Origin of the sequence: Bacillus xiamenensis (assembly GCF_001857925.1) — a bacterium.
GTDB lineage: Bacteria > Bacillota > Bacilli > Bacillales > Bacillaceae > Bacillus > Bacillus xiamenensis.
The window spans coordinates 854,189-875,658 of the sequence record NZ_CP017786.1; the positions used below are offsets into that span (position 1 = coordinate 854,189).

Genomic DNA, 21,470 nt, shown 5'->3' on the forward strand with positions numbered 1-21,470 from the left:
TTCCTTCACCACCACTAGTTAAGTTCTTGTGATACATCCTTTTTCTTTTTTAGTTTTGCATATAAAAGGGTACCGATGAATGGGACGATTAGCACAATCACCATTCCGATGGCAAATGCCCCCCAATATTTCGGAATGATCGAGAAGATCCCAGGAATGCCTCCAACGCCGACTGAGCTTGCCAGCACCCCTTGAGAGGCAATAAACATACCAGCTATTCCTGAGCTGATCAGGGCAAAGATAAACGGGAATCTATAGCGCAAGTTGACCCCGAACATCGCAGGCTCGGTAATGCCTAAATAAGCGGAAATACTTGATGTCAGCGAGAGTCCTTTTTGCTTTTCATCTTTTAAGACAAACATCATCGCAAGTGCAGCTGATCCTTGAGCAATATTGGATAGTGCAAGCATTGGCCATAGGAACGTGCCGTGCAACTTTGAGTTAATCAGCTGAATATCAACAGCTAGGAACGTATGGTGCATTCCTGTAATGACTAGCGCTGCATACAATCCGCCGTATAAAAGACCGCCAAGTGCTGCGAATTGCTGGAATACGGTGACAAGTCCAGATGTTAAAACGTTTCCGATCGCAAATGTGACAGGACCAATGACGATAAACGATAAAAATCCAATGAGTAATAACGTAATCGGTGCAACGACTAACAGCTGAATACTTTCAGGCGTCCGCTTTGTTATCCATATTTCAAGCTTTGCAAGCAAATAGGAGGCGACAAGTATCGGAAGAACCTGCCCTTGATATCCTACCTTCTGCACTTCAAGTCCAAACAAATTCCAGACAGGAATGTCACCCGTCTTTTCCGCTGCTCCATACCCCCATGCGTTTAACAGATCAGGATGTACAAGCATCAGTCCAAGGACCATCCCTAAAAGCGGATTTCCCCCAAACCGCTTCACAGCCGACCAGCCAATTAATGCTGGCAAGAAGGTAAAGGCAGTGCCTGCAATCAAATTGATCATATTCGCTAAATCCGCCCATGCCGGATACACATCCACAATGGATTTTTGATCAAAGAAAATATCAGGAGCTGTTAAAATATTATTAATCCCCATCAATAAACCGGCTGTGACGATAGCTGGAAGGATTGGAATGAAGATATCCGCAAGCGTTTTCACTGCACGCTGCAAAGGATTTAATTTCTGATCAGAGGCACGCTTGACGTCCTCTTTCGTCGCTTCGCCGATTCCCGTCTGTTTGACCATTTCGGCATATACCCGATTGACAACCCCTTGACCAATGACCACTTGGTATTGGCCATTCGCTGAGAAAGATCCCTTCACTTCATCAATTTGTTCGAGGGCTTTCTCATCCACCTTTCCTTCATCCTTCAACACAAAGCGAAGCCTTGTTACACAATGTGTTGCTTGATGAATGTTTTCTTTGCCACCAATGGCTTTCACAATCTGATCTGCTGCTGCCTGATAATCAGCCATGCTATCCCCTCCGAGACCGTTTTTTTTATAAGAAAAAAGAACCAAAAAACTTGTATATACATGTTTACTTCATATTTTATATTTGTATATACATGTAGTCAACAACAAAATGTAGCGCTTTCATAAAAAAAGCTCCCCCAATGTGCTCAGGGAGAGGCAACGTGTCATCATCTTTTTTTATGCTCCGTTAATTTTTCGTAGACCGTATGTTTATAAAAGGAGGAGGCTGGGCGAGCAAATGTTTGGCGCTTGGATGTGAGTTCATCCAGGCATTTTTGTTTTTCTTCGCATACGAGAGTGAGTTTTTTTCTTTCTTCCTCATCTATACTGGTTTTCAGTAACTCTTTGACTGTCAACAGTTCTTTTTTCAATGCTGTTTCTTCACCAGCAAAACCAGCATTTTTCATGATTCGATAGCCCATCCTCAGCTCTTCAGGTACATGAGCAGCATCATCTTTTGGCAGAGGTTTTCCAAATCCTGATAGCCCTTCAAAAGCCCCATTGTCCATCGCCTTTTTGATCCGTTCCTCTGACAATCTCTGCGCAAAATCCATGATACTTCTTCCTTTCCGATCGCCTTTATTTGATTAAGCATAGCAAAAAAGCTGACTCTCTCACAAGAGCCAGCTTTCTCGTTATTTATTATCAATTTTAAAGGTAGATACCATTTGTGCCAAGTCCTCTGACATGTCAGAGAGCTGTTCAATCGCACTTGAAATTTGCTGCATGCCAGCGCTTTGCTGTTCTGTTGCTGCTGCAACTTCCTGAGAGCTTGCAGCATGTTCTTCTGACACAACCGAAATTTGTTCAATCGAGGTAGAAATCGTTTGATATGCTCGTTCTACCTGCTTAATGGATTGAAGCAAATTGTTCGTTCTGCTTGCAAATTGAGACACTCCGTCGTAAATACCAGCGAAGTTCTGTGAGGTGCCTTTCATTTGCTCACGTCCTTCTTCCACTGCTTTACTGCTTTCCTCTACGCTTTCAAGGACACGCTGACTGTTTTCCTGTGTGCCAATGACCAGATCTGAGACCGTTTTAGCCGCATCAGCTGATTGCTCAGCTAACTTCCGCACTTCATCAGCCACAACAGCAAATCCTTTTCCTTCTTCTCCGACACGTGCCGCTTCAATAGAAGCATTCAGTGCAAGCAAGTTCGTTTGCGCTGAAATGTCTGTAATAATCGAGATGACACTTTCAATTTTAGTTGAATGCGATTGTAATTCTTCTGCTGCCTGCTTTGAGCTTGTCATCATGTCGTGTAACACATTGAGATGCTCTAGGACATGCTGCACCAGTTTTTGACCAGATTCTGACTGCTCTTGTACTGCTGATGAAACAGATGTCATTTCATCTACTTCTTTCGTTACACCTTCAATTTGAGTATCAATTTCCGCAACGGAGGTTGTGCATTCCGTAATGTTTGCTACAGAGTCATTAATGCCTTCACTCATATTCGTCATCGCTTCTGATACTTGCTGCGCACTTTGACTTGATTCGTTCGTCACGATGCGAAGCTGTGAAGACATTTTGGAGACTTCACTTGATGAGTTTGAGATTTTCCCAATGAGCTCTTTGATCCGTCCCTGCATTTTCTGGAAGGAAGCCGCTAATTGACCAATCTCATCTTTACTTTCAACCTGTACCGTTCCAGTTAAATCGCCATCTGCAATTCGGTTCGCGGATTCCATCAATGAACGTGCTGGTTTCGCAATTCTTCTTCCCATGATAAAGGAGAAGAGTAATCCGCCGATGAGCACAATGGTAGATGCCAACGCGATATAAATCGTCAGCTTCTTCGTTGTTTCAGGCACAACAGATGCATCTAAATCAATCCCTAAAATCCCAGTCAGCTCTCCATCTGAATCTTTGATTGGCAGAAAGACCGATTTATGTGTTCCATATGAATCATGGTAAATATCACTTTTTACGATTTGATTATTAGAAATGGCTTCATTCATTTCTTTTGTAAATTTATAATCTTGGCCAAAATCATCATCTTGCCCAGTTAACACAATGATTCTTTCCTTGCCATCCTTATTTGATAACACGTATAAGTTCTCAAGCGAATGATTTTCTTGAAGCTCGGTGATTTTCTTTTTGGTATTCACATAAAGCGGATCATCCTTCCCGCTAATGCTTAAGACGTTTCCATCAATATCATCGATTTCATTTTTAGCTGTATCAATATCTGTCGTTAATCGATAGTCAAATTGCTTTAATAACTGGGATGATAAATCTTGGCTGACTAAATAAAATGTTAGAACGAATAATGCAACGGTTGCGAGTAATGTTCCGACAACGACTGACATAATTTTGGAAGAAATAGTTAACCCTCCAAATTTTCCTGGTTTCGCCATTTTTTTCTACATCTCCACTCTCAGATTTAATTTAAGCTTGTACACTTTCAAATTGTCCACAAACAGATGCGATCACATCTTTTAAATAAGATATGATATGAGGAATGTGCTCCGGTAATGTATACGGTGAGATGACAAAAAACTTACTCACACTCAGATAGAACTCTTGACCATCTTTCGCATGAACCTGTAAAAACTTCGTTGTATCGCCAAAGAACATTTCGTCTCTTTTCTCTCCAAGCTTTTCAAACAGCATTTTGTTCAATTCATTGTTCCGCTCAATTTCCATTGCAGTTGCCTCGCCGCTAATTTCTTCTTGGAAACGCGGAGAGCCGTTTAAGTAAATTCGAAACAATGTTGCCATTCCGACGTTGTCACCATTGACGACTTCTGCTTGCGGAATTTCCTGACGAAGGGCTTCTCTGAATGCAAGGTTCACCTCTAAAAATTGACCGAGCAAACGCTGATATCCTTCAACTCCAAATGTTAACAGCACGCTTAGCATACTGATTGAGCTTCCCATTCTTGAGCATTCAAGCGTATAACCCGTATGGTATTCCCCGTATCCTCTATGTCCAACGTATGGTGTTTCTTGTTCTTCTAGATCCAAACGCTTTAAGTCAGCAGCATTTTTCACTAAGAATAAACTGGATGTGTAAGGGGTTTGACCGAGCTTTTGAAAATCGAAGCACATCGTGTCTGCAAGAGAAAGATGCTGGAATTTCGCTTTGATTTCCTTTAGCATACGTAAAACGCCGTCTGAGAATTGCAGCGGGTTTTCAGACACATCATACTCATTAAAGAAAGCAAAGAATCCGCCAAGCGCCGAATCTGCATGAATATGCGGCACCTTTAGACCATACTTCTCTGCAATGGCTTCTGCCGTTTCACGTACCCCTTTTACATCATCAATTGCAATGGCATCTGTTGTTCCTGTTGTTGCTACAATATAAACGGGAATTCCGCCATTTTGAGCAACATGCTCCATTTGACAACGCAAATCTTCCATATCCATTGAATGATCTTTATTCGTCTTAATTCTGATTAAATTGTCTGTGCCAAGTCCGGTTGCTTCCATTGACTTAAATAGGCTGTAATGTGCTGCATCAGAACAAAACGCATAAAGATTTTGCGGGACACCTTTTCGTAATGACTCCGGTGCGACTTTCGCAATCGCTAAACGAAGCCCTGAGAAAATAGCCCCTTGACCTCCCCATGTTGTGTATCCTCCGCTCACACTTGGGTCATATCCGATGAGCTTAGACATCATTGAGACCACTCTGACCTCAGCTTCCGCACCTGCCGGTCCATACACATCCCAAAGGTTGTTTCCGTTAACCAGCATAGCCGTCAGCATGCCTAAAATTCCTGGTGTACTTGCCATTGGCAAAATGTTCGTGAAGAAATACTTTGTGTGGTATGGATGATTATGTAAAAGCTTAAGTAATTCTTCATTCACAAGTTCCGGTTGTTGTCCGTTCATCGGAATTTGACTTGTTTCAGTGAGTTTTTTGTAAAAATCCTCCCCACGATTCTTTTCACCCTTTAGGTGAGCACGATTCGGATCCTTCAGGTGATCGACGCCTGAAATGATCTGTTCCATTAATTTGACGAGTTCTTTCCGATCTTCTACATTTCCGTCCTCACTCGGAAACCAGTTCTGAACGAGATTCTCTGCTCGAACAGTCATATACTATCAATCCTTTCAATGGAAGATTTCCTGTCACTGTCTATATCGACACCGTTTCAAAAGTTTATAGTGTCGAAATGTCCACTTAAGTATATTTAGATAATTTGTTCATTCATCAAAATCAAAAAAACCCTTACAATACACATCAAAACCATTATGTTCGTGAAACAATAAAATATATCAATATATTTTTAAAGAGGGATTTTTATCCAACCACTTCAGCAGTTCCTCCACTCATTTTTTTTACTTAACCTGCATAAACATTAATAAACACTGGAAATTCGCTTGAATACACCATTGTAGAAATTAAATTGATTCTTTAGACTTGTGTCTTTTTGCCTGTTTTATTGATATAGCAACAGGGGAATTACAGAATTTTCTGTTAATATCAGGATAGATTTCACAAAAAGTTTTTCGGCGGCCGAATATTTTCGATTTCCTTCCTTTCTTTCTAGGACAGGCTGTTCACGCCGTTCACTGATTATGACTTTTCTATTTGTGCATTTCGTGGTATATTCTAATGGTTCGTTTTCTTTCGTTCCGCCTCTTCCGTTTATCGGAGAAAAGGAGTGTTTATATGAAAACATTTATTCAAAAAAGAGGTCTCGGCTTCTTTGTGATTGCAGCCGTCTTGCTATGGCTCAAAACGTATACAGCTTATTTAATTGAATTTAAACTTGGTATATCCAATGTACTTCAGCATATTTTGCTTTTCGTGAATCCTATTAGCTCCAGCTTGTTCTTTCTTGGCTTTGGTTTATTGTTCAAGAAAAAATGGCAGCCTGCCGCTATCATTGTGATTCATTTTTTCATGTCTTTTTTACTATACGCAAACATCGTGTACTATCGGTTTTTCAATGACTTTATCACGCTGCCTACTGTGATGCAGGCAGGAACGAATGGCGGACAATTAGGTGATAGTGCATTTTCACTCATGCGTTGGACTGATGTGTTTTACTTTATCGATACAATCATTTTGATCGTACTCGCAGTCCGCATGAAAAGGCAGCAAACAAGTACAGCGACTGTACCTGTTCAAAAGTCAAAATCGTTTAGACTCGTCCTTGTGTCCTCTGTTGTAATCTTTGTGCTCAACTTAGTCGCTGCAGAGATTGATCGTCCAGAGCTTTTATCAAGATCGTTCGACCGCAATTATTTAGTCAAATATTTAGGTGCTTATAACTTTACTGTGTTTGATGCCATTCAAAATGTGAAATCAAACAGCCAGCGTGCTCTGGCAAATTCAAATGATGTAACAGATGTAGAGAATTATTTAAAGGCGAACAGCGCTGATCCAAACCCTGCTTATTACGGGAAAGCGAAAGGCATGAACGTCATTACAATTTCACTTGAATCTCTGCAAAACTTCGTCATTGATTATAAAGTGAATGGAAAAGAAGTAACGCCATTCCTTAACTCACTAGCTCATGACAACAAAACGTTTTACTTTGATAACTTCTTCCATCAAACAGGACAAGGAAAGACATCTGATGCTGAATTTATGATGGATACTGGGCTGTTCCCATTATCACAGGGCTCTGTTTTTATTAACAAAGCGCAAAACACATATCAAGCACTTCCCGGCATTTTGAAGAAGGATCAATACACGTCAGCAGAATTTCACGGGAATACGAAAACCTTCTGGAACCGTAATGAAATGTTTAAGTCCTTTGGATATGACAGATTTTACGATTCTGAATACTACGATATGAACGAGCAAGATACGAAGAATTATGGTTTGAAAGACAAACCGTTCTTCAAAGAATCCATGCCAATGCTTAAAAATCTGAAACAGCCGTTTTATTCGAAATTCATTACGTTATCGAACCATTTTCCATTTGGTATGGATGAAGGTGATACTGATTTTGAACCCGGTGATTTCGGAGACTCTGTCGTCGATAACTATTTCCAATCAGCTCATTATTTAGATGAAGCCATTGAGCAGTTCTTCACTGACTTGAAAAAGTCTGGTCTATATGACAACACAGTGGTCATTATGTACGGAGACCATTACGGCATTTCAGAAAATCATAATGACGCCATGGAAAAAGTGACAGGACAAAAAATTGGAGATTATGAAAATGCCCAGCTCATGCGTGTGCCGCTCTTTATTCATGTACCAGGCGTAAAAGGTGGACAGATTCATAAATACTCTGGTGAAGTAGATGTGGCTCCAACCCTTTTGCACCTGCTCGGCTATGATACGAAGAACTATTTAATGTCTGGTTCTGATATCTTATCGAAGAACTTTAAAGAGCTTGTACCATTTAGAAATGGTGACTTCGTGTCAAGGGACTACACGAAAGTAGGCAACAACTATTACAGCAACAAAACAGGTGAAAAAATCGAGCCGACTAAAAAGGCATCACAAGAAAACGAAACGGTGAAAAAGATGCTAGAGACATCTGATAAGATTGTCACAGAAGATTTACTCCGTTTCTACAACCCTAAAGGCTTTACACCAATTGACCGAAATGAATATGACTATACAAAGAAAGTACAGGACGAAGAAGATTCCTCTTCCGCCAAAGATGAATCCAGCTCGTCTTCAAAATAACTTTCTCATTTCAATCCCCAGCCGATCTCGGATCAGCTGGGGATTTTTCGTTTCATCCTCATGGCTGCGGGTATAGGAAAAGAAGGAGGGGTTTATTGATCAGCAGCTTTTGTCGTGACCGCTTCACTCGCTTCTTCCACCTTATTCAGTTTCAGCCCTGCGATTTCAGCACAATCCATTCCTCAAGGTCCAAAGGACGCGCTAAATAGTATTTATGAGCTGGCGCCTAAAGGACAAATCATCAAAGCCGGCTCCTAAATAAAAAGATCCTCCTGAGCATAAGCTCAGGAGGATCTTCTTTATGATGATGCCACTTCTAAATGCGGCTTTCTTTTCAGTGTTCGTTTGATCATTGGAGCTGCTACATAATCAAGACCAAATTTTCCGGCATTCCCTTTCGCTGCCATAATGATGATCGCAATGAGAAGAAGAAGCGGATTAACAGAGACGGTTCCAGCTAGTAAGAAAGAGACATTCATCACGCTTCCAAAAAAGGCTGCCGTTGTTGTGAACAATCCAATGATTAACCCTAGACCGACTAAGATTTCTCCCCACATGACCATGGCACTGAATAGCCCGGCATTTGGCAGTGCGACATGTTCTAAAAACCAGACATAGAACGGATAAACAAGATGACCATCTTTCACAACAGGTTCAGATATGGCAAATTGCAAATATCCTGATGCATCGAATCCGCCTGTTAGTTTTCCAATACCAGATGTCAGCCAAGTCCATCCGATATAAAGTCTTGCTGCCAAAAGAATAACGGCTGCCCACACATTTGTTTGTAAGAATTTTGTAAACATGATGATGCCTCCTTTTTATTTATGTGAAATATTTCACATATTCTTTATGATCTTATTATACTATGTGATTTTTCATTTGTGATCTTTTTCACATATATATTCATAAATTGTTCACGAATATCTAGTTGAGGTAAACTTTTCCGTTGCGATATCCGCAACAGTTATTTCGGGACCATAGCGGGTGTATGTATGCGAGTGTCATGGTTTTTACTAGTTGTGATCAGTATTGTACTTGTGATCGACCAGAGCAAACAAAAAAAACGTCCAGCCCATTTGATCTGGCTGAACGCTCTTTTTTAATCTTGATCAACTTCCTTGCGGAGATCATCTGCGACAAATTCGACATTTGTTCCAATGATGATTTGTACAGATGTTTTCCCTGACGTCAGTATCCCTTTGGCACCTGCTTTTTTCAATGTACCTTCGTTCAATAAATCCGTATTCTCTACTGTTAAGCGAAGGCGTGTAGCACAATGATCAATCGTGGTGATATTGTCTTTGCCGCCAAGCCCCTCTACGAGCATACTTGCTCCGGCAGTATGTGTATCATCCGCTGAAATATCTTCAATGTCATCATCTTCTCTGCCCGGTGTTTTTAGCTTCAACAGTTTAATGAGGAAATAGAAAACGATAAAGTAAATAACGCCATAAATCACCCCAACCACAAGTAACATGATTGGTTTTTGAGCAATACCAAAGCTTAAGACGTAATCAATCGCACCGGCTGAAAAGGCAAAGCCGCTATGAATCCCTAACGTATTCACAATAAAGAGCGAAAGACCTGTTAATATGGCATGGACACCATATAAAAGTGGAGATAAGAACATAAATGAAAATTCAATTGGTTCTGTGATCCCTGTAATAAATGACGTCAGCGCCATTCCAATCATGAGGCCAGCTGTTGCTTTTCGCTTTTCAGGCTTTGCTGTCACAACCATAGCAAGACATGCCGCTGGCAGACCAAACATCATCACTGGGAAGAATCCTGTCATAAAGACACCCGCACTTGGATCTCCTTTAAAGAATCGCGCTAAATCACCTGTTGCCCCGTTGAATTCCCCGAATTGAAACCAAAATAAGTTATTAAGGACATGATGAAGTCCTAGTGGGATGAGCAACCGGTTAAAGAAACCAAACAGTCCGGCACCCGTTGCACCAAGACTTAAAATCCATTCCCCTAAGTCATTGATCACACTTTGAATTGGAGGCCACACATATCCGAAAACGGCTGCTAATACAATGGTGAAAAGTGCTGTCATAATTGGCACAAGCCGCCTGCCACTAAAGAAACCTAAGTATTCCGGCAGTTTCGTATCCTTAAATTTATTGTAAACGTAACCTGCCAAGAGCCCGCATAAAATACCGCCCAATACCCCCATATTGTTGGTCGAATTGATTGACGTTGTTCCTGCTGACAAAATAAAATAAGAGATCGCCCCTGATAACGCCGCTGCCCCGTTACCATCCTTTGAAATGCCGATCGCTACACCCATTGCAAAAATTAATGCCAAATTCGCAAAAATTGCATTTCCTGCCGCATGAATAAACGGGATATTGAATACATCCTCCCGTCCAATAGCCAAAATAATACCTGCTGCAGGCAGCACAGCGATTGGAAGCATAAATGATTTTCCTAACTTTTGAAAAAACTGAAACACCATTTCATTTCTCCCCCCTTCGTCATCACCATGAACAAATCTCTCATGATGCTCATAAAAAATATATCATATGCACATCTAGTTATCTATACCAATTTGTCCATATTGAGTTGAAATCCACCCTTTACTCTTTTGGCGTAAAATGTGGTAAGCTATTGAATAGACTGAAGTTATAGAAAGCGGGAATGAACAGTGATTGTCAAACATGATCATGAGTTAGAAGCCTTAAAAAAAGTCGGCCGAATTGTCGCTTTGGCAAGAGAAGAAATGAAAAGCCAAGCGAAGCCAGGCATGACTACAAAAGAATTAGATTTGATTGGGAAAAAAATTTTAGAAGAACATGGAGCCAATTCGGCGCCTGAAAAGGAATATGACTTCCCTGGTACGACTTGTATCAGCGTTAACGATGAAGTTGCACACGGCATCCCGAGTGATAAAACCATTTTACAAGAGGGTGACCTCATTAATATTGATATCTCGGCAGAACTGGATGGATATTATTCCGATACTGGAATTTCCTTCGTATTAGGCACAGGTGATGCTCGTCTTGAAGCATTATGCCAATGTGCAGAGGATGCATTCCTTGAGGGATTGAAGCATGCGAAAGCGGGCAAAAGACAAAACCAAATTGGCCGTGCGGTCTACAACACGGCAAAAGAGCAAGGGTTTACAGTCATTAAAAACCTGACTGGACACGGCATTGGAAAGAGCTTGCACGAAGCACCGAATCATATTTTGAACTACTATGACCCATTCGACAATGCTTTATTTAAAAATGGCACTGTCATTGCTTTTGAGCCTTTCATTTCAACAAATGCTGAATCCATTTATCAGGCTGATGATGGCTGGACATTTAAAACACCTGATAAGAGCCTGGTCGCACAGATTGAGCATACGATTGTGATCACAAAAGACGAACCGATTATTTTAACAAAGCTGTAAGCAAGCGAATCCCCTCCTTCACTGGAGGGGATTTTTTCGTGTCCCTTTCACGAATCTGTCACGACTAAACAAAAACCCCTGTGGTAAAATAGGCAAAGATATGTGAAAGGGGTCTTATTTGATATGTGGTTCATCATCATAGGTGTCATCTTTTTCATCGAAAGTATGATCTTAACGGTTGTGGGTTTCAAGAAAAAACAATCCATGATGACGTATCTTGGCGTTGTCTTGATGATTATGACGATCGGTATGATCATTGTCACCCTCAACCCGCCAAATTCATAATTCATCATTTCCAGCATATACATGGATCATAGGCAGATAGAATCAGTTTTCATTTCTTCACACCTGCACACTTTTCACGTCTTTTTTTGAGATGTTACAATGCAGGCAGTTTCATTGAAAGGAGTTTTCTATCGTGCATTATGGTAGCAAAGGCTGGTATGTCGAAGAATTAAAGAAGCTTGGTGTGACCAAGCATGAAGGAAGAAAGCTTCAAAGCTTTAAAACCTATTTCCTTGCAAATCTTCTTGAGCAAAAGAAACTTAGCTCATAAATGTTGAAAAGCCGTACATCTAGTGTGATGTACGGCTTTTTTAAATGTGCTCAATTCGTTTTTCTAAAGACGTCCTCACCACATCTGCCAAGGCATCTGCTTCAAGAACGGCTTTCAGCCTCTTTGGATCTGCTGGACGATATTTGACTTCGTTGACTTCGTGGACCGTGATGGAATGGGGCGCTTTTTCGACTAACACAAGTGATTCATCAGGTGAGACCATTCCTTCTTTCAACACACGTAAATAAAAGCCTGTATATCCGGTTTGCTGCACTTCCTTCACAAGCTTCATGTTGCCGTGCTTAAGCGAAAGCTTCACACACGGCTGTCTTGGCTGACTGACCTCAACAAGCGCTTCTCCTAGCTGAAACACATCTCCAATACGCACTTCTGTCTCCACAAGCTGATGTACTGTCAAATTCTCGCCAAAAGCTGCCTCCTGTAACGAAACGCCTAAAAATTCCTCGAAGTAAGCATAGTGATCATATGGAAAGACGCAGATGGCTTTATCATAGCCCCCGTGATGAACCAAATCACCCTGACCGTCTCCCTCAAAATGAAGTTTGCTCAAATAGACAGGCTCGTGAATACGCTTTTTATTGATGGCTGTTTTGATTTCTTTTCCATTCGCATAGGTGGTGATAGGTAGTCCTACTTGTATTCCTTCGATGTCATACCTTGTCTGCCCCACTCTCACCATCTCCTTTGATTGTCTGATTGCTTTTATTTTACATGCTTTGACAGTCAAAGCATAGTCGGTTCGTGAAGGTCAGACGATGGCTATGGTACGATGAGGAAAAAGGAGAGATGACATTGATTCATTATCATGCCATTGTAAAAGGTCGGGTGCAAGGAGTCGGGTTTCGTTATTTTGTCCAAGCAGAAGCCATGAATCGAGGGATGAAAGGCTGGGTGCGCAACACAGATGAAGGTCATGTCGAGTTGAAAGTCGAAGGTGAGCCGCAAGAGGTAAATGACTTTTTAGAAGCCGTCCGAAAAGGAAGCCGTTTTTCAAAAGTGACAGATATGCAGATAGAGCCGCTCACCGAGTTAGCCCATTATCAGGATTTTCGGATAAGAGGGTAGCTAGTGACTCTTTCTGATGATCAAATAAAGCAGTTATAACAAAAAAACCTAGCTATTCGCTAGTTCAGCGTGTAGACAAACCCTCGCATTCGGTGTCAGTCCTGCGTGCCGGTACTCGTCCTTCCTAGACTGCAAAGGTTTTCATGTCACGCTGAAAAGAAGACAAAGGGCTAAAATAAAGTTCATTTTAGCCCTTTGTCAACAATCTGAACCTAGCTATTCGCTAGGTTCTGTTTCATGATAAGGCTTGTCCTGATAAAAGTAATTCGGTTTCACAATCGTATTGTCGTAGCCGCGATGGAAGATATGCGTAGCAGCAGGTGAGACTGGCGGAATGAGCCATGTCCAGTCACCTGTCAGTTTGCGGTCGGCCTTTTCTTCCTGTTTTTCAAACTGCTTGAATTGATGGGCTGCTGTATGGTGATCCACAATGGTCACCCCTGCCTCACGATAGGAGTGAAGAACCGCCACATTCAATTCAACAATGGCTTTGTCCTTCCAAAGCGACACATTCTTTGTCGTGTCCAGTCCTAAAATAGAAGCGACTTTTTTCAACATATTGTAGCGATTTTCATCAGCTAGATTACGTGCACCAATTTCTGTGCCCATATACCAGCCGTTAAACGGTGCGGCGTTGTAATGAATGCCGCCAATTTCTAACTTCATATCAGAAATAATCGGCACAGCATACCATTTCAGTCCTAAATCACGAAATCCATCATATTCAGGATGGGTGATCTCGACTTCTTGGACGATTTCTTTCGGAAGCTCATACAGAACGGGCGGCTGATCCTTTAGCTGAAACATAAGAGGCAGAAGATCAAAATGTGTACCCTCTCCTTTCCAGCCATGGGCTTCACATAACTTGGTTAATTCAAGTGATGCCTCGTCCCCAATGATGCCATATTCCGTCTCATATCCCGCATAGCGAATGAGCTGATGATTATAGATAACGACTTCCTTACGTCCCTTATTCTCTGGTGGAAAGATTGTAATGGACGGTTTGATTTTCCCGCCATTTGTCGCATACTCAATATGATGAAAGAGTGCCTCTTTCACCTCATCTGCTGTCTTCACATGCCGGCAGTCATGAACATGCAGCGTTGACCAAAACAAACGGCCAATGCAGCGGTTGCTATTGCGCCATGCCATTTTCGCCCCATGAGATAATTCTTCCGGCGTATGAGTATAAATGCCTTCAGACTCTATTTCTTTTTTTATTTCATGCAGACGTGCTGCTTTTTCTTCATTTGACTTGCCTAATTCTTCATAGCATAAAGAAATAAAAGCTTCTGCTTCATTCCACAACACTTCTTGGTTACTCAAACATACTCGCCTCACTTTAATACGAATATATCCATTGTAGCGGTTTCCTTTAATAAATTCACTTGTTTCAACCCATTTTTTATCATATCATCCGACAATTGTCCTTAGACAATGAATGAATCAATGATCTCAAGGGTCTTTTGGAGCCAGCGAACATACCCTTTTTCCCTTTCAATGGCTCTTGACAGCACTAAATAATGCCCGAATTGTACTGAATGTAGCGATTGGGCAGATGGGTCTTCCTCTGTTAAAGCGTTCAGCTTCTGTTCCAGCATCTCTACTTTCTTCGTTCGCTCTAGCACTGATGAGCAAACAGGCTGGCCGCTTCTGTTTTGTCCATAGATGAAATAAGAGCTGGACGAAAATAGAAAAAGCGGCACGCATTGTGCCGCTTTTAGCTTGTTCACAGAGAGGTAACCCCTTTTTATTGAATCCCTAGCGTCTTCTGATGAAGCAAGAACCGATAGACTGGCAGTTCATCGCCTGTTTTTGAAGCGATAAATCCTGATGTCATATAGCTGTCCTTTGATTCTGGTTCAAGGGCAAGTGACAATAAATTGGTCTCTGGCTGTGCAGTCACATACACCTTCGTTCCTTTTGGCAGCTGACGTTTCTTTTCAACGAGTCTCGTTTCAAGCTGAATATCGGTTGAGCTCTTTTCCTCTCGTTTTGTCACCTGATAGGCTTGTACCGGTACTTTCATGCCAACAGGCAATGTCACACTTTTTAACCCTAAAGTTCTGAGCTTTCTCTCTACCCCTTCATGTCCTGGGAGAATGAGATAAGCTGTCGGCCGTTCTCTTGTCAGTACAGGAACTGCATCACTCGCACTATGAAAACGTACAGGGACATTGGTGGTCTGTCCTTTTTCAATATCCACCATTTCCAGCGAATCGTTCACAGGAGCCTTGAAATCATCTTGTATGACCACTTGATCATCATCATTTGGTTGAAGACCTTTTTTCACCAGTTTCAGCCGCTCCGTCACCATTTGCTGCTTCACCTGCTTGGCATGCTTCACCGTTGTCCCAATGATTTTTTCATGCGTAATGACCTGTGCTGCGACGCGCCGGGTAAAGTTCTCTCTGCCAATTCCAATCCCCCTGCTTTCTACAAGAAACGATAGGGCTGGTGAGAGTGCAAGAGCATTTCGGCCAATCCGTGCATCGGTTCCGCCTTCATAAAGGTCGATCTTTCCATCCTTCCCTCTTGTGTTTGTATAATATAAATCGTTAGAAAACCCTTTATTCGTCAGCGTCTCACGCACTCCGTTGACGTATAATTCATTTGATGTTAAACGAATGCTTTCAGGGATGTTCAAATTCTTACCTGATAATATGAGCAGATCGTGATATTTCAGCGCACCTGATGGGCCAATATCTTCAAACTGCTTTTGACCTACATCATATTCATGAGCATCAATGACCACCTCTGGCGCATAACGATTAAATTCTTCATGCAGGGCTATCAGTTCTGGAGATTCTAGTGTCATGTGATCACGGTTGCCATCCATTCCGTTTGCAAGCCTGCGGTCAAATGCATAAGAACCATCTGGATTGATTCTTGGGACAATGATGACGTTCACATGGCTAAGTATACGCTCCCCCTCATCACCTGCTAGTCGTTTGGCGATGACAAGAGCTGATTCACCGGAGGCTGGTTCATTTCCGTGTATTTGTGCTTGCAGCCAGATCGTTGGCTTTTTTGACAGTGGAGAGATGTGACGATCCTTTGTAAAGTAGATAGCTGGAATGGATCTGCCTTCAATGGATGTTCCAATCTGTTTCTGCGTAGCATAAGGACTTTTACTGACAATGTCACGTAAGAAATCTTGAAGCTCTTCTTGTGTGGTAAATGCTTCTCCTTTTTTCTGAAAAGCAGGGGTATCGAACGTTTCGTCCGGCTCAGGATACAGCTTCTGAACCGAGGCTGGCTGTTCATAATTTTTTCCATAATAAGGGGTATCTGCATTCGCTGAAACTGGGGTCACCATTGACAAACTTCCTGCCATGAGGCATACAGCAGCAGAAAGAATCGCGCCTTTTTGTTTGGACATGCTATCCTCTCCCTTCGTTGATTTGCATTATAAAGAAAAAAACAGCAAAAGTGTCAGCATTTTTCAAAAATATAACTTTTGGAGGAATCAAACAGCCCTTTATATAGGGCAAATGAATGGATCTCACCCAGCAATAGGACCTAAAAAAGAGTGCCTGCATGGCAGCAGACACTCTTCTCATTACCAGATAGAAATGGCTCCAATGAGAACCGCCATAACCGTCATGGCGACGACTGCAAGTACAGCCCATTTCATCCCAAATTTCTGATGCTGATCCAGTGATACCCCAACAAGTCCAACAAGTAAATGAGTCGATGGAACAAGTGGACTTAACATATGAATCGGCTGACCAATAATAGATGCTCTCGCAATCTCAATTTTATCGACACCGTATGCCGCCGCTGTTTCTGATAGGATCGGCAGTACCCCGTAAAAATATGCATCATTCGGCATAAAGAACGTAAATATCCCGCTTGTTAACGCGACAATGACTGGAATAAATCCGCCAAGCTGTTCTGGAATAGCCGATACAATCGAAATCGCCATTTCATCGACCATTTTCGTCCCAGTTAAGATGCCTGTAAAAACACCGGCCGCAAAGATCATTGAAGCAATGGCTAAAACGTTTGTTGAATGAGCCGCAATCCGCTCACGTTGCTGCTCTAAATTCGGATAGTTCACGATAATGGCGACACAGAAAGCAAGAACAAACAGAACCGTTAAGCTGACTTTTCCTGATACAAGCAATAGGACCAATAATAAAGTCAGTGTCAGGTTAAACCACCAAAGTTTTGGGCGTTTGATGTCATCTTGCAGGGCCGCTGCCATTTCATTTGCATGAATCGGCTGGTCGAGCTCAATCACACCAAGGCGTTTTCTTTCGGCTTTTCCAAGAAAGTAAGCAACTACGACCATACTGAGAATCCCTGCACCAATGACTGGAATCATCGGCCCAAATAATAGTGATGGATCGACGCCAAGAGCACTCGCCGCTCTAGGTGTTGCTCCTCCCCATGGGATCGTATTCATAATCCCCATTCCAACACCCGCAATACCTGCTAGAATAATTGGCCGAATGCCAAGCAGTGTAAATAACGGAAGCATGGCTGTTGTTGTAATCATATACGTTGTGGTTCCATCTCCGTCGAGCGCGACAAGCATCGTCAGCACCGCTGTCCCGACAACAATTTTTAATGGATCGCCTTTGACAATTTTTAAAATTTTCGCCACCATTGGATCAAATAAACCCGCATCAATCATAATCCCGAAGTACAAAATGGCAAACATGATCATGACCGCCGTAGGTGCAACTTGCTGGACGCCTTTCACAATCATGTCTGAAATTTCTGTAAAATGAAAACCTGCAATAAGAGCAAATGCAATCGGTGTTAATACCAATGCCGTTAAAACAGACATACGTTTTGTCATAATCAATACCATAAATACAATCATCATAAGAAATCCTAAGATCGCTAACACGTTGTTCACCCCTTATTTTGTATACGCTTTCATTAATATTGGTATCCCATTTCCAACCCTTTCTGTCATGATATCTGACGCCTGAATTGAAGTAAATATTATGAATTTTAATTCTTTTTCGGTCGATAAATGCTTTTTGTTCATTTTGTGCAATTGTTGCCGTTCGTTGATTCCATGAAAAAAAGCGGCCTCACCTGACCGCTTTTTCTCCTTGTATGAACTGTTCATAACGTCTTAATTGATCTTCCATAAAGACCTTTGCTTCTTTACTGTTCATATACCGGCCTGTCCAGCCTTTTTGTTTCAACTGCTTTTTCCATGACTTGGTTTGTGTCATTTTTTGAAGAAGCTGATCCCATTCACGAATGTCGTGCTGATTCATTTGCTTTGGTCCCATCACACCACGCCAATGAGAAAAGGTGAGCGGGATTCCCTGCTCTTTCCAAGTAGGTACATCTTTAAATCCCTCTAAACGCTGATTCGTTGTGGTCGCGACGAGCTTTAGCCTTTTCTTTTCATAATCATGGCGAACCTCTGTAATGGTTGTCGTTGCTGCATCCACTTCATGAGCAATGAGTGCCTGAAATAAATCATCTGCACTGTCAAACTTCAAAAATTGAATGCGATATGGATCAATTCCTGCCATTTCGGCAGCCCGCGCGAATGAGATTTGATCATCATTCCCAAAGTCCGGGGCAAACCCAATTTTTAAGGAATCCGGTTTTTTCTTTAGTGCGTTTAACAGCTCTTTCCCACTTGAGAAAGGAGAATCAACAGGCACTGCGACGACTTGCCACTCCTCTGCAAGAATGGCGAGCGGGGTCACATCATTCATGGTCACGTTACTGCTGCCAAGCAAATTACGGCTTAATAATAGGCTTGAATTTAAACTAATATAATTGGCCTCTCGCTCCATCATGTAGGTCCATCCTTTATCGACCGTACCGCCTCTTTGATAAAGGATATTCACAGGCTGCTTCACCAGCTTTTCTTGTTCTAGCACGGATTTCATCACTTGGGCCGTTTGGTCAAATCCGCCGTCAGGTACACCTGATACCACAATGTATAATGGGCTGTTTTGCAGGAAAGAATCTTTTGCTGTTTTTTCATTAAAGGTGAGCGTCATACAAAGGCAGGTCATGATGAGGAGAAGGATTCCTTTTTTCATCTTTTATGACTCCAATTGCTTTTTGGCAGGATAATATTTACGTTCTGGTCTGCCAATGATTCCATACGCAAGCTCTGCTCGGCATTCTCCCGTTGTGACAAGATACTCTACGTATCGTCTCGCTGTTGTGCGTGATGCGCCCATTTTTTCTCCGAGTTCTTCCGCTGTAATCCCGCTATTCTCTGATGCCATCAATGTTTTCACTTTCTCCAAGGTGAGTGAATTAATGCCTGTTGGCAGGTCGCGGTCATCCTTTTGTTTTGGTTCTTCCTGCATCTGCCCAAAAAACAGATCAATCATCGTTTGATTGACTTCATCCTTTGAGTTAATCAAGTCTTTCTTTTCTTTATATTCGGTTAAGACCTGCGTGAATTTTTGAGCTGTCACCGGTTTGATTAAATAATGAACCACGCCATAATGAAGGGCGTCTCTTAGCAGCTTCGTTTCCGTTGCAGCCGTGATAATGATCACATCCACTTCAGGATGGCGCTCTCTTAAAAGCGGCAAAAGGTGAGTGCCAAGCTCATCAGGCATATACACATCAAGCAAAATCAGATCCACCTGTTCTTTTTGAAGTGCCTCCCACATATCCTTTGCACTCTTTGCCTTTGCGGCGACTTGAAAGCCTTCTATCTTTTGTATATAAGATTCATGAATGGCAGCGATTCGAAAATCATCCTCCGCAATGAGTACCTTCATCACAATCTATTCCCCCTTTGTGCCTTTCGGTATGTATACAGTGAAGATGGCACCGCCTTCTTTTTGGTTCTGTACTTCAATCCAGCCCCCAAGTTCGTCCAATACCTCTTTGACATTGGCAAGTCCAAAGCCTCGCCCTTCTCCCTTTGATGAATGACCTCTTGTGAAAAGTTGTGAAATGGCTCCTTCATTGACACCATCCCCTGAATCAGACACCTCTATGATAATATCAAATCCAATATCTGTGATGAACAGGACTACTTCTCTCTTCTCCTTATTCAATACAGCCTCAAACGCATTGTCTACGAGATTGCCAATAATCGTGATAAAGTGAGATATACTCAAATGTGCGGGAAGCGGCTCCAATGAACTGTTTTCATCAATGTGAAAATGAATCTTTTTCTCAGATGCCTTTCCTAACTTGCCGAGTAAAATGGCTTGTATTTTTGGAGAGCGAATTTGCTTCATGAGTAAATCGTGCTGACGATTTTGAATTGTATATTCTTCTTTAATGAAGTCAATGGCTTCATCCACTTGTTTCAGCTCAAGCAAGCCTAAAATGGCGTACAGCTTATTTGAAAATTCGTGTGTTTGTGCTCTTAGGTCTTCTGAATATTGGCTTACCTCTGTTAATGTATCCAGCAGCTTCGTCAGCTCTGTTTTCTCCCTGAAGCTCACAATCCCCCCGAATACTCGATTGTCCTGCATCACTTTTTTTACATTTAACACAAAGGTTTTATCATTGACGACGGTTTCTATGTTAGGTTCAATCGTCTCTATCTTTAGATAGGATAGAAGATTGGCATTTGGCAACACTTGATCAATATGAAGAGGCAGCGTTGAAGAGACGCGTAGCATCTGTTCGGCTGACGTATTCATCATTGTAATTGCACCTTTGCGGTCAAACGCAATAATGCCCTCTTTAATCGCGTGCAGCATCGCTTCTCTTTCTCGATATAATGAGGCAATTTCATGTGGTTCAAGCCCTAATGTATCTTTTCGAATACTTCTTGTTAAAAAAATAGCTCCAAAAACGCCAGGCAGCAAAACAAGAAGAGCGATATAACTCAATTTGAATAATTGATGGGCTGTCGCTTGGTCAATGTCTCTTTTTAAAAATTCGACGGTGACTGTGCCAATAATTTCTTCATGCTGTCCTGTTTCCTTCATAATCGGCGCACTGCCTCTGACGACGGTTTCACCATCAGAATCACCAGTTGATATAGAGGTTCCTCCAAATAGCAGGGTGCTCCTTCCTTCAGATACACTGATGGTTTCCCCTACATCCTCATGATTCGTATGAAAAAGGACCTTTCCTTTTTGATTGGTGATGAAGATAGCATGTGCTCTTACTTGCTCCCTCATCTGCTCAAGCACTGCCTGTTCTTCATTTTGGGACGCTCCGGTAGCCACCGATGTTTTAATGGGCGGCATATAGGATATCGTTCTAGCGGTTTGCACTGCCAGCTGTTCGGCTTGTCTCTGCCTTTCTGATGTTTGCAAAAAACCGAAACAAATCGTCAATAAGGCAATGACAACAAGCAAAAGCCCGATAATTAACCCCAAAATTTTCGTTTGTAAAGTGACTTTCCTTTTGCCCATCCTCACCGCGACAACCCCTAATTTCAGTAGATTC

Annotated in this window: 19 protein-coding genes; 5 read left to right on the forward strand and 14 right to left on the reverse strand. The window is 42.0% G+C overall.

Annotated elements, in window-relative coordinates; all coding sequences use genetic code 11:
• Positions 1-14 precede the first annotated feature (14 nt).
• The 4 genes from treP to BK049_RS04340 all read right to left on the reverse strand — a co-directional run bounded on the left by treP (position 15) and on the right by BK049_RS04340 (position 5,501).
• Entirely contained in the window at positions 15-1,451 is a 1,437-nt protein-coding gene (gene treP / locus BK049_RS04325) for a PTS system trehalose-specific EIIBC component (protein WP_071167910.1), read from the reverse strand.
• 167 nt (positions 1,452-1,618) lie between these two features.
• Positions 1,619-2,005 (reverse strand): DnaJ family domain-containing protein, encoded by a 387-nt coding sequence (locus BK049_RS04330; protein WP_071167911.1) that lies wholly within the window; start codon positions 2,003-2,005, stop codon positions 1,619-1,621.
• An 81-nt stretch (positions 2,006-2,086) separates the two neighbouring features.
• Entirely contained in the window at positions 2,087-3,811 is a 1,725-nt protein-coding gene (locus BK049_RS04335; RefSeq protein ID WP_008357689.1) for a methyl-accepting chemotaxis protein, read from the reverse strand.
• A 31-nt stretch (positions 3,812-3,842) separates the two neighbouring features.
• On the reverse strand, positions 3,843-5,501 hold the full coding sequence (locus BK049_RS04340; protein WP_008357687.1) for a pyridoxal phosphate-dependent decarboxylase family protein: 1,659 nt from the start codon (positions 5,499-5,501) through the stop codon (positions 3,843-3,845).
• Between the two features lie 577 nt (positions 5,502-6,078).
• Between BK049_RS04340 and ltaS the strand changes: the two genes are divergently transcribed.
• Positions 6,079-8,058 carry a lipoteichoic acid synthase gene (gene ltaS, locus BK049_RS04345; protein WP_071167912.1) on the forward strand — a complete coding sequence of 660 codons (1,980 nt, stop codon included), beginning with the start codon at positions 6,079-6,081 and terminating at the stop codon, positions 8,056-8,058.
• Between the two features lie 299 nt (positions 8,059-8,357).
• Here ltaS and BK049_RS04350 read toward each other — a convergent pair whose 3' ends face one another.
• A complete protein-coding gene (locus BK049_RS04350; protein WP_071167913.1) occupies positions 8,358-8,864 on the reverse strand; it encodes a DoxX family protein in 507 nt (168 codons plus the stop codon).
• Positions 8,865-9,160: 296 nt separating this feature from the next.
• Entirely contained in the window at positions 9,161-10,525 is a 1,365-nt protein-coding gene (gene nagE / locus BK049_RS04355) for an N-acetylglucosamine-specific PTS transporter subunit IIBC (RefSeq protein WP_034738818.1), read from the reverse strand.
• A 189-nt stretch (positions 10,526-10,714) separates the two neighbouring features.
• On the opposite strand from nagE, the gene map reads away from it, so the two are divergent.
• The 3 genes from map (at position 10,715) to BK049_RS04365 (ending at position 12,020) form a co-directional block, all read left to right on the forward strand.
• A complete protein-coding gene (gene map / locus BK049_RS04360; RefSeq protein WP_008357679.1) occupies positions 10,715-11,464 on the forward strand; it encodes a type I methionyl aminopeptidase in 750 nt (249 codons plus the stop codon).
• 123 nt (positions 11,465-11,587) lie between these two features.
• Complete coding sequence (locus BK049_RS19465; RefSeq protein WP_008357678.1) at positions 11,588-11,749, forward strand: hypothetical protein; 162 nt, start codon at positions 11,588-11,590, stop codon at positions 11,747-11,749.
• Positions 11,750-11,882: 133 nt separating this feature from the next.
• Positions 11,883-12,020 (forward strand): YflJ family protein, encoded by a 138-nt coding sequence (locus BK049_RS04365; RefSeq protein ID WP_008357676.1) that lies wholly within the window; start codon positions 11,883-11,885, stop codon positions 12,018-12,020.
• A gap of 40 nt (positions 12,021-12,060) precedes the next feature.
• On the opposite strand, the gene BK049_RS04370 is transcribed toward BK049_RS04365, so the two are convergent.
• Positions 12,061-12,711, reverse strand: a complete 651-nt coding sequence (locus BK049_RS04370; protein WP_008357674.1) for an MOSC domain-containing protein — start codon at positions 12,709-12,711, stop codon at positions 12,061-12,063.
• A 122-nt stretch (positions 12,712-12,833) separates the two neighbouring features.
• Here BK049_RS04370 and BK049_RS04375 point away from each other — a divergent pair, with 122 nt between their 5' ends.
• Complete coding sequence (locus BK049_RS04375) at positions 12,834-13,106, forward strand: acylphosphatase (protein WP_034738815.1); 273 nt, start codon at positions 12,834-12,836, stop codon at positions 13,104-13,106.
• Between the two features lie 216 nt (positions 13,107-13,322).
• Here BK049_RS04375 and BK049_RS04380 read toward each other — a convergent pair whose 3' ends face one another.
• From BK049_RS04380 to BK049_RS04415, 7 genes are all read right to left on the reverse strand, one after another.
• Positions 13,323-14,432 carry a nitric oxide synthase oxygenase gene (locus tag BK049_RS04380; RefSeq protein WP_008361861.1) on the reverse strand — a complete coding sequence of 370 codons (1,110 nt, stop codon included), beginning with the start codon at positions 14,430-14,432 and terminating at the stop codon, positions 13,323-13,325.
• Between the two features lie 104 nt (positions 14,433-14,536).
• Positions 14,537-14,839 (reverse strand): virulence activator alpha C-terminal domain-containing protein, encoded by a 303-nt coding sequence (locus tag BK049_RS04385; RefSeq protein WP_008361860.1) that lies wholly within the window; start codon positions 14,837-14,839, stop codon positions 14,537-14,539.
• Positions 14,840-14,856: 17 nt separating this feature from the next.
• Positions 14,857-16,488 carry a M14 family metallopeptidase gene (locus BK049_RS04390; RefSeq protein WP_008361859.1) on the reverse strand — a complete coding sequence of 544 codons (1,632 nt, stop codon included), beginning with the start codon at positions 16,486-16,488 and terminating at the stop codon, positions 14,857-14,859.
• 180 nt (positions 16,489-16,668) lie between these two features.
• Entirely contained in the window at positions 16,669-17,967 is a 1,299-nt protein-coding gene (gene citM / locus BK049_RS04400; protein ID WP_008361858.1) for an Mg(2+)/citrate complex secondary transporter CitM, read from the reverse strand.
• Between the two features lie 190 nt (positions 17,968-18,157).
• Positions 18,158-19,135 (reverse strand): tripartite tricarboxylate transporter substrate binding protein, encoded by a 978-nt coding sequence (locus tag BK049_RS04405; protein ID WP_071167915.1) that lies wholly within the window; start codon positions 19,133-19,135, stop codon positions 18,158-18,160.
• Between the two features lie 3 nt (positions 19,136-19,138).
• Positions 19,139-19,837, reverse strand: a complete 699-nt coding sequence (locus BK049_RS04410) for a response regulator (RefSeq protein ID WP_008361856.1) — start codon at positions 19,835-19,837, stop codon at positions 19,139-19,141.
• A gap of 3 nt (positions 19,838-19,840) precedes the next feature.
• Positions 19,841-21,436, reverse strand: a complete 1,596-nt coding sequence (locus tag BK049_RS04415) for a sensor histidine kinase (protein WP_008361855.1) — start codon at positions 21,434-21,436, stop codon at positions 19,841-19,843.
• Positions 21,437-21,470 lie beyond the last annotated feature (34 nt).

Excerpts from the sequence above, each read along its gene's own strand:
- BK049_RS04405 (WP_071167915.1), bottom strand. The coding sequence starts at position 19,135 with ATGAAAAAAGGAATCCTTCTCCTCATCATGACCTGCCTTTGTATGACG.
- BK049_RS04330 (WP_071167911.1), bottom strand. The coding sequence starts at position 2,005 with ATGGATTTTGCGCAGAGATTGTCAGAGGAACGGATCAAAAAGGCGATG.
- BK049_RS19465 (WP_008357678.1), top strand. The coding sequence starts at position 11,588 with ATGTGGTTCATCATCATAGGTGTCATCTTTTTCATCGAAAGTATGATC.
- treP (WP_071167910.1), bottom strand. The coding sequence starts at position 1,451 with ATGGCTGATTATCAGGCAGCAGCAGATCAGATTGTGAAAGCCATTGGT.
- BK049_RS04340 (WP_008357687.1), bottom strand. The coding sequence starts at position 5,501 with ATGACTGTTCGAGCAGAGAATCTCGTTCAGAACTGGTTTCCGAGTGAG.
- BK049_RS04350 (WP_071167913.1), bottom strand. The coding sequence starts at position 8,864 with ATGTTTACAAAATTCTTACAAACAAATGTGTGGGCAGCCGTTATTCTT.
- BK049_RS04415 (WP_008361855.1), bottom strand. The coding sequence starts at position 21,436 with ATGGGCAAAAGGAAAGTCACTTTACAAACGAAAATTTTGGGGTTAATT.
- BK049_RS04390 (WP_008361859.1), bottom strand. The coding sequence starts at position 16,488 with ATGTCCAAACAAAAAGGCGCGATTCTTTCTGCTGCTGTATGCCTCATG.
- BK049_RS04335 (WP_008357689.1), bottom strand. The coding sequence starts at position 3,811 with ATGGCGAAACCAGGAAAATTTGGAGGGTTAACTATTTCTTCCAAAATT.
- nagE (WP_034738818.1), bottom strand. The coding sequence starts at position 10,525 with ATGGTGTTTCAGTTTTTTCAAAAGTTAGGAAAATCATTTATGCTTCCA.
- ltaS (WP_071167912.1), top strand. The coding sequence starts at position 6,079 with ATGAAAACATTTATTCAAAAAAGAGGTCTCGGCTTCTTTGTGATTGCA.